Genomic DNA, 1,598 nt, shown 5'->3' with positions numbered 1-1,598 from the left:
CCCGCAGTCCTGTCCCGGGCGGGCCGGTTAGTCCCGCAGGACGACACCGCGCACTTTTCCCGAAACAGCTCCGCACGCCGCAGTCTGAATTGCCCCCTACCTTCAGGAAGCGAGGAACCTCCTCGTGAGGACCGCCATCACCGCATCCCGGACCGGACCATCCCGCAGAATGACGCCCGCTCAGCGCAAGGCCATCGTGGCCGGCACTGTGGGCAACACCGTTGAGTGGGTCGACTGGGCGCTCTACTCCATTTTTGCCAAGATCATTGCCGGGGTGTTCTTCCCGCAGGGTGACGGCGCCACCGCCCTGCTCTCCACACTCGCCATTTTCGCCGTCGGCTTCGTGATGCGGCCGGTGGGAGCCGCCGTCCTGGGTGCGTACGCCGACCGCAAGGGCCGCAAGAAGGGGCTGACCCTCACCATCGGACTGATGGCGGGCGCCGGCTTTCTGATCGCTTTCACCCCCGGCTACGACACGATCGGCATCGCCGCGCCGCTGATCCTGCTGGTCGCCAGGCTCGTCCAGGGCTTCTCCGCGGGCGGCGAGTTCGGCTCGTCCTCGGCGTTCCTGGTGGAGTCGGCCGCGTCCGGGCGGCGGGCCTTTGCCGGGTCCTGGCAGCAGGTGTCCGTCGCGGGCGGCACACTGATCGCCTCCCTGCTCGGCACAGTATTGACCTCGCTGCTCGGCGAGGACGCCCTGCACAGCTGGGGGTGGCGCGTCGCCTTCGCCGCCGGCGGCCTGCTGGGCCTGCTCGGGCTGTGGCTGCGGGTCAGCGTCGAGGACACCGCCTCGTTCACCGAGACCAAGGCCGGCGGCAAGGCGCCGAAGAACCCGCTCACGGCCATGTTCCGCGAGCACCCCGCCGCCGCGCTGCGCGTCGCCGGCATCACGGTCGCGGGCACGCTGACGTACTACATCTGGGTCAGCTACCTTCCGACGTACGCCAACCTCACCACGGGCATCTCGTTGGACAAGGCGCTGCTGTCCCAGACGCTGTGTCTGATCGTCTTCATGGTGCTGCTGCCCTTCGTGGGTCGACTCTCCGACCGGCTGGGCCGCAAGCCCACCATGGCCGGCTTCGCGCTCGGCTTCGTCGTCCTGGCCTGGCCGATGCTCCACTTCCTGAACGGCAGCTTCGTCGTGCTGTTCCTCGTCCAGCTCGTCGGCATGCTGCTGATCCTCGGCTATTCCGCCAACTGCGCCGTGATCATGGCCGAGCAGTTCCCGCCGGAGGTGCGGGCCACCGGCATCGCGCTGCCGTATGCGCTGGCCGTCGCTGCCTTCGGCGGCACCGCCCCCTACGTCACGACCTGGATGAGCGAGTCCGGGCACGCCGACAAGCTCTGGCTGTACGTCTGCGGTGCCGCACTGCTCTCCCTGGCCGTCTACCTGACCATGCCCGAGACGAAGGACAAGGAGTTCTCCTGATGACGCACGCAGTCGTCACCGGCGCCGCGAGCGGCATCGGACGGGCCGTCGCCGAGCACTTCGTACAGGCGGGAGCACAGCTGACGCTGGTGGACGTCGACGCCGATCGGCTCGCGGCGGTCACCGACGCCCTCGGCGCGCGGCACCACGTCGTCGACCTGTGTGACAC

2 protein-coding genes are annotated in these 1,598 nt (G+C 68.9%); both read left to right on the top strand.

The genetic code is table 11. The annotated features are described in order from the left end of the window. Positions 1-169: 169 nt before the first annotated feature. On the top strand, positions 170-1,429 hold the full coding sequence (locus ACWFR4_RS48855) for an MFS transporter (protein WP_328543451.1): 1,260 nt from the start codon (positions 170-172) through the stop codon (positions 1,427-1,429). Continuing rightward, positions 1,429-1,598, top strand: a 170-nt coding sequence (locus ACWFR4_RS48850; protein ID WP_453658447.1) for an SDR family NAD(P)-dependent oxidoreductase, incomplete at its 3' end; no start/stop codon positions are given. The genes ACWFR4_RS48855 and ACWFR4_RS48850, both read left to right, overlap by 1 nt.

It is taken from the genome of Streptomyces sp. NPDC055140 (genome assembly GCF_053607285.1).
Note: the sequence above shows the minus strand (reverse complement) of the source record. Positions and strands in the feature narration are given on the sequence as shown.

Coding starts and splice junctions, on each gene's coding strand:
- ACWFR4_RS48855 (WP_328543451.1), top strand. CDS start 170: ATGACGCCCGCTCAGCGCAAGGCCATCGTGGCCGGCACTGTGGGCAAC.